Origin of the sequence: Clostridium luticellarii, assembly GCF_002995845.1 — a bacterium.
Classification (GTDB): domain Bacteria; phylum Bacillota; class Clostridia; order Clostridiales; family Clostridiaceae; genus Clostridium_B; species Clostridium_B luticellarii.
In genome coordinates this window covers 1-6,493 of sequence record NZ_PVXP01000110.1, presented here as the reverse complement: position 1 = coordinate 6,493, position 6,493 = coordinate 1, and the positions used below count along the sequence as shown (strand labels likewise).

The window sequence follows — 6,493 nt, the reverse complement described above, 5'->3', positions numbered from 1 at the left end:
ATAATACATATAAAAGTTAATTTAAATATATTTAAATTTTAAATAACAGAAGGGAAGAAAAGTTATGAGTGTCATAGGAAATTTAATTAACATTGTATTACATCTTGATAAATATTTAAATATTATAATACAAAATTATGGAGTATGGACATATGGTATCATATTCCTGATTATATTTTGTGAAACAGGTTTGGTTATTACGCCATTTTTACCGGGTGATTCCATTATCTTTGCAACTGGAGCGCTTGCTTCAGGAGGTATGCTGGAAGTGTTCACGTTACTTATTGTATTTTTTTTAGCAGCAGTAATAGGAGATACCGCTAATTATTATATAGGCAAAAAAATTGGAACCGGCATTTTGGAAAAAGAACATATCAGATTTATCAATAAGGATCATCTTGACAAAGCACATGGGTTTTATGAAAAATATGGCTCTATGGCCATAGTATTGGGAAGATTTATTCCAATAATAAGAACCTTTGTACCATTTATAGCTGGAATTGGGAAGATGAGCTATTCAAAGTTTATAACTTATAATATGCTTGGCGGACTCTTATGGGTATCCTTATTTTTAGGCGGAGGATATTTCTTTGGAAGTTTACCTTTTATAAAAAATAATTTTTCTTATGTAATAATAGCTATTATAATAATATCGCTTATTCCAGCAGTTATTGCTTTTGCCAATGAAAAGAAAATAGAGGAAAATAACAATGACGGTACTAGTGCGGAAATTTGATGTTTGCATAATGCTTTTTATAAATTAGCCTGTAAAACCTCGTACCCTTGTGGTCGAGGATGTAAGGGCTTTAAGTTAGGGGAGTTCAATACTCCCTTAACTTAACATTACACTAACTTCTGATTTTGAATGTACCTTTGAATTGTTTCAGTCGATACCGAACCTGCTGTACCAACCTAATAACCTTTGCTCCATAATCCACTACCCCAAAACCTTTGTCGTTTCAGATTTGGAAAGGTTCTAAAAATATACAGTGCAGATACACTTTTCAAAGTCTTAACAATGTCTACTGGTGCAATGGTTGGAGGTGTAGAAATAAATAAATGACAATGGTCAGGCATTATTCCCATTTCTAATAACTCATAACCATAGTTGAAGCAAATCATTTGAAAAACTTTTTTGAGTTCTTGCTCTAAAGTATTCTTAAAAATGCTATGACGATATTTAGGACAAAAGACAATGTGGTAATTAATATTGTAAATGCTATGCTTTGTTTTCAGTACCTTCGTACTTGTCAATTATAAGTTTCATTCCTTCCTCAATTAAGTCATTAGCATTGATTTTAGTTTGTTTTTCAGCACTTACTTTAAGAGCAAGGATTTGAATTTTAGAATATAAATCAACATCTAAAGTTGTATTAATGCTTTTTCTTGCCATGCTATCACCTCATATAAACTATACCATATAGTTGACGCTGCTTCAATGATGTTGTATAATAACTACATGAACTATATGAGAAACGAAGTGATATTGTGGAAAAGGCTTTTAAGTTTAGATTAGTACCAACTAAAGAACAAGAAATAATATTAAGTAAGACTTTTGGCTCTTGTAGATTTGTATATAATCACTATCTTGAAAAGAAGATAGACTTATACAAAAGTGAAGGGAAATCCATGTCTTATGTTGAGTGTGCCAACGATATGAAAAGCCTTAAAAATCAACATGAATGGCTTAAAGAAATAGACGCAATATCACTTCAACAGAGTTTGAGAGATTTGGATAAAGCATATAAGAATTTCTTTAAGGGTAGTGGCTTCCCTAAATTCAAGAGTAAACATAACCATAATCAAAGTTATAGAACTCAAATGGTTAATGATAACATCAAAATTGAAGGCAATAAAATTAAACTACCTAAAATTGGTTGGATAGAGTTTAAAAAACATAGAGAAATTCAAGGTAAAATACTTAATGTTACGGTAAGTAGAACCCCCTCCAATAAGTGCTTTGTTTCTATTTGTTGCACCAATATTGAAAGTGAAAAACTACCTCAAAATTCTAATGCAATAGGCATTGATGTAGGTATAAAGTCATTTTGTGCTATGTCCAATGAGGAAACTATAGAAAATCCTAAATATCTTCAAAAGTCTTATGAGAATTTGATTAAGGCTCAAAGAAGATTAAGCAGTAAAACTAAAGGAAGTAAGAATTATCATAAAGCAAGGGTTAAACTTGCAAAAATCCATGAGAAAATTGCCAATCAAAGAGCAGATTTTTTGCATAAGGAATCTTTGAAACTTATAAAAGAAAATCAAATTATAATTCTTGAAGATTTGAATGTAAAAAACATGATGAAGAATGAAAAGTTAGCACAAAGAATAGGTGATTGCAGTTGGTCGGAGTTCACAAGACTACTTGAATATAAGGCTGAATGGTATGGTAGAACTGTACATAAAATAGATACTTTCTACCCTTCAAGTCAATTATGTTCGGTATGTGGCTATCAAAATGCAGAAGTAAAGGACTTAAACATAAGGGAATGGATATGTCCTAAATGCGATAGCAAACACGATAGAGATACCAATGCAAGTAAAAATATTCTAAAGCAAGGATTGAAAGAACTAAAAATATCAGTGGCGTAAGCCTGTAGATAAATACGGTAGGAACTATCGGAATTAAGCCTGTGGAGATAGTAGGTTGCGAGGTCGAAGAAGCAGGAAGCCCCATCCCCTTTTGGGTGGGGTAAGTTCACAAATAAATATTTAAGAAACAAGACTATTAAAAAGTTTAAGAAAGCAATTTATTTTTGAATTAATTGTTTTCTATCATTAAAAAATTTCTTGTAACTTAAATAACAAGCTGTAAAAGAAGTTACAGAAGTAGCGGAAAGCAACATAAAAGTGACTATTATCTGATATTTCACCGCACTAACAGGTGAGGTACCTGCAAGGATAAGTCCTGTCATCATACCTGGAAGTGCCACTATTCCAAGAGTCTTAGCTGAATCTATAGTAGGGAGCATACCAACTTTAATAGAATCTTTTATTATACTTGCAGATGATTGATAAATATCAGCTCCAAGAGAAAGTTTTGTTTCAACTTCATCTTTTTTATTTTTAAAATTCAACTTTATTTGTTTGAAACTTAATCCCAAACTTACCATGGAGTTGCTTATAATCATTCCACCTATAGGTATTACTTGATAGGGCTCATATTTTATAATTCCCAAAGATACAAGAATAATCAAAGTAATTGATGTCCCAAAGGTTATTGATATGAAAGATATAATAAAAATATTTCTGATTTCACCTCCTCTTTTTGCTGCATTATATGAAGCATTCACTATCATAAACATTAATAAAAATGTAGTAAATAATACATTCTTTAATCCAAATACATAATTTAGTAGATATCCTACAATAATTAGTTGTATCACAGCTCTTGCTATACTTATAATTATATCTTTTTCAAGGCCTAATTTTTGCCAATAAGAGAATATAAGAGAAATTAATACAAGTAATAGAGAAAAGAGAATAGAATAAATACTAATATTTGCAGCTCCAGTCATTTTATAACCTCCAAAGATTTCAAACTTCCATTTTCAATTGATAAAATCTTGTTCGCATGCTTTTTATTTTGCTCCGGATTATGAGTTATCCACAAAATAGTGGTCCCTTTTTCATTTAAAGATTTGATTACATTTTCCACAATAGAAGTATTTTTTTCATCAAGTGCTGACGTAACTTCATCTAACAGGAGAATTTTAGGAATGAAAATTAAAGTTCTAATTAGTGCAATCCTCTGTTTTTCTCCACCTGAAAGATTATTTATGGTTCTAGATAAATAGCTTGAATCCATTTTAAAATCTTCTAAAAGTTTTTTGATTAAATTTAAGTCCACTTCTTTATTTCGTATAGAAAAAGGAAACATTAGGTTGTCCATAACCGTATTTTCAAAAAGACAGGGAGTTTGAAAGCAATAGGCTATTTTTTTCCTCCATTCTATAGGGTCATATTTAACATAAGGTATGCCTTCATAAAATATATTTCCGCTAGTGGGACTTATAAGTTGTGAACATAACTTGAAGAATGTACTTTTGCCGCTACCAGAAGGGCCAACTACAGATACGAAATCCATAGGGATGATTTCTAAAGATAAATTTTTTAGTATGTATTTATTGTCGCTGATGTACGATACATTTTTAAATTCTAATAAAGACATAAATAAATCTCCTCAAATATATAAAATATATTTTTATTTTATACTATTAGCATTAAAATCAGATTAAAATCCTCAAATATTAGCAGTAAAATAAAATTACCCGAGGGTGATTTGAAACAGGATTATTGTTTCTAAATCTCTCGGGCAGCAAAATTTTACGGACTGAATTTAAATATTAATTCAAAGGTTTATCTTTCATGTATAACCTGTAGCCTATTTCTTCAAATAGTGAAAATAAGCTGGTAGTTATGAAATATAATCCTATGGCAACTGGAGCTTTAATTGTAATAAATATGCTGAAAATGATTATAAATATAAGGTTTGACTTTGTCATTTTCACCCATTCTACTGTTTTCAAATATTTTATATATGAAAGTAAATTGGGGCTTAATGATATAAGTGCATATATTAAGGGAATTATAAAATATTTATCTGGCGTTTTAATGCTGGCTATCCAGGGAATAATAATTGTACCAACATTTACAGGCACTTTTATAATGACAAAATATAGTGAGGATATTATGGGCAATTGCAGCAGACTTACAAAGCATCCCAGCATGCTTTTAGTACTTTGTCTATAATATTTTTGCATTTCTGATTCAAGTTTTTTCTTGTTGTTTTTGTATTTTTCTTTTATGCCGCTAATTTTTTTTGACAATATATGCTGCTGAACAATACTTGTTTTTTGTTTTATTGATACAGGCAGAAGTACAATCCTAACTGTTACCGTCAATAGTACAATTGCGATTCCCAGATCCCCAGTAAGATTAAAAAGATAGTGAAGCAAGGTATTTAGCAGATTAAAAATGATGTTCATAAAGTTCTCTCCTCGTTTAATATATTTGGTTTGTTAGAATACATCATTTTTAATTAAAGGTACACAAAAAATCTCCATATGCTGTATTTTTCATAGACAGTATATTCATCTACAGTCATACCCTCTGAATATTTCAAGCTTTCTCTCCACGTACAGGTGATTAATTTATAATTTACCTTTTTTATATCATTCTTGTATGAATATAAAATACAGGAAAGGAAACCAGCTATGAAAAAGAAAATTAAAATAAGTTGAAGTATATTTACAATATCCAATTTCATAGTATTTTACCTTTTGTAGTATATTTTTTGTAGACTTCAATTAATACTATTAATAATAGTATTATTGCTGCATAGGGAAGTACTTTGTATAAAGCTACGGTGTAACTGAGAATTTCACTGCCCAGTAATTTCTCGAATATAAGATTTAATAATCCAACACAAAGCAATGCTGAAAGAAATGAATAACAAGCTGATTTAGTCAATCCTTTATTTATCATGTAAAATCTTTGAGGAAGATAAAATATCCATGAAGTTTTTTGTCTTTCTTTTTTTGATGCAGGTACAATGATAAGTGAGATGATATTTGCCAGTATAAGCTGGTTTATGTTGATGCCAAAATCAAAGGGCTGGCTGATTATTCCTCCTAACAGCGTCATGAATGCTGAAATCAAAATCGTCCACAGAAAAAATTTCTGCATATAATCTAATGAAGTGTAAACTGCGCTTCTGCCGCTGCTGTATTCTTGAATAACTGATTTGCAGAATTCTTTATAATTTTGTCCGATAATCAAGTCCGCAGATTTATTTTCCATTTGTGCCTGCAATATCATATCTATAATTTGCTGGAGAATTTCTTCCTTTTCAATTGTTCTTAAATTGCTGTTTTGAATATAAACCGTAATACTTTTGTATAAGTATAAGTTGGTGCTGTTTAATTTTTTTTGTTCTTTCAATCTTATTTTTTTAAACCGCCATCCTGATAACATAATCATTCCTCCAATACATTGTCAATACTCTGTCTGATCTTCTTCCAGGATAATATAAAGTTTTCCAATTCTTTAATACCTTCACCGGTAAGATAATAATATTTTCTCATAGGACCCAGTGGAGATTTTTTCATAACAGAGTAAAGCAATTTTTTCTTTTCCAGTCTTATAAGTATAGGATAAACACTTCCTTCTTGGATTTCCTCAAAACCATAATTAACCAGGTTTTCACATATTTCATAACCATAGGTTTCGCGGCCGTTTACTATTTTCAAAATACAACCTTCCAGTAATCCCTTTAATATTTGGGTAGTATTGGACACATAATCACCTACCTTGTATTGTATAATAGTATATGTAAATTATATATCTGCTACTATGTATTGTCAAGTAGATGGAAACAATAAAATCAACGGATATTTAAATAAACAATAATGTATCGTCAGGAGGAGATTATTTTGTATAACTATAATTGAGATATGATAAAAGTATATTATATTTACATTATAAATAT

At 30.1% G+C, this 6,493-nt stretch carries 10 protein-coding genes; 2 read left to right on the top strand and 8 right to left on the bottom strand.

Annotation, left to right across the window (positions count from 1 at the left end):
• Nucleotides 1–64: 64 nt before the first annotated feature.
• On the top strand, nucleotides 65–736 hold the full coding sequence (locus tag CLLU_RS17745; RefSeq protein ID WP_106011095.1) for a DedA family protein: 672 nt from the start codon (nucleotides 65–67) through the stop codon (nucleotides 734–736).
• 176 nt (nucleotides 737–912) lie between these two features.
• Here CLLU_RS17745 and tnpA read toward each other — a convergent pair whose 3' ends face one another.
• Both tnpA and CLLU_RS18915 read right to left on the bottom strand, forming a co-directional pair.
• Nucleotides 913–1,254, bottom strand: a complete 342-nt coding sequence (tnpA, locus tag CLLU_RS17740; protein WP_242977743.1) for an IS200/IS605 family transposase — start codon at nucleotides 1,252–1,254, stop codon at nucleotides 913–915.
• Nucleotides 1,220–1,393: a hypothetical protein gene (locus CLLU_RS18915; RefSeq protein ID WP_170065774.1), complete on the bottom strand. Its 174-nt coding sequence runs from the start codon at nucleotides 1,391–1,393 to the stop codon at nucleotides 1,220–1,222. The genes tnpA and CLLU_RS18915 overlap by 35 nt, the downstream gene beginning before the upstream one ends.
• A 95-nt stretch (nucleotides 1,394–1,488) precedes the next feature.
• On the opposite strand from CLLU_RS18915, the gene tnpB reads away from it, so the two are divergent.
• Nucleotides 1,489–2,595 carry an IS200/IS605 family element RNA-guided endonuclease TnpB gene (tnpB, locus tag CLLU_RS17735; RefSeq protein WP_106011094.1) on the top strand — a complete coding sequence of 369 codons (1,107 nt, stop codon included), beginning with the start codon at nucleotides 1,489–1,491 and terminating at the stop codon, nucleotides 2,593–2,595.
• A 158-nt stretch (nucleotides 2,596–2,753) separates the two neighbouring features.
• Here tnpB and CLLU_RS17730 read toward each other — a convergent pair whose 3' ends face one another.
• The 6 genes from CLLU_RS17730 to CLLU_RS17705 form a co-directional block, all read right to left on the bottom strand.
• On the bottom strand, nucleotides 2,754–3,521 hold the full coding sequence (locus CLLU_RS17730) for an ABC transporter permease (protein ID WP_106011093.1): 768 nt from the start codon (nucleotides 3,519–3,521) through the stop codon (nucleotides 2,754–2,756).
• Nucleotides 3,518–4,174 carry an ABC transporter ATP-binding protein gene (locus tag CLLU_RS17725; protein WP_106011092.1) on the bottom strand — a complete coding sequence of 219 codons (657 nt, stop codon included), beginning with the start codon at nucleotides 4,172–4,174 and terminating at the stop codon, nucleotides 3,518–3,520. The genes CLLU_RS17730 and CLLU_RS17725 overlap by 4 nt, the downstream gene beginning before the upstream one ends.
• Before the next feature lie 175 nt (nucleotides 4,175–4,349).
• Nucleotides 4,350–4,991 carry a membrane protein insertase YidC gene (gene yidC / locus CLLU_RS17720; protein ID WP_106011091.1) on the bottom strand — a complete coding sequence of 214 codons (642 nt, stop codon included), beginning with the start codon at nucleotides 4,989–4,991 and terminating at the stop codon, nucleotides 4,350–4,352.
• Nucleotides 4,992–5,044: 53 nt separating this feature from the next.
• Entirely contained in the window at nucleotides 5,045–5,272 is a 228-nt protein-coding gene (locus tag CLLU_RS17715) for a hypothetical protein (protein ID WP_106011090.1), read from the bottom strand.
• A complete protein-coding gene (locus tag CLLU_RS17710; protein ID WP_106011089.1) occupies nucleotides 5,269–5,979 on the bottom strand; it encodes a hypothetical protein in 711 nt (236 codons plus the stop codon). The genes CLLU_RS17715 and CLLU_RS17710 overlap by 4 nt, the downstream gene beginning before the upstream one ends.
• A gap of 2 nt (nucleotides 5,980–5,981) precedes the next feature.
• Entirely contained in the window at nucleotides 5,982–6,302 is a 321-nt protein-coding gene (locus tag CLLU_RS17705; protein ID WP_106011088.1) for a PadR family transcriptional regulator, read from the bottom strand.
• Nucleotides 6,303–6,493: the final 191 nt, after the last annotated feature.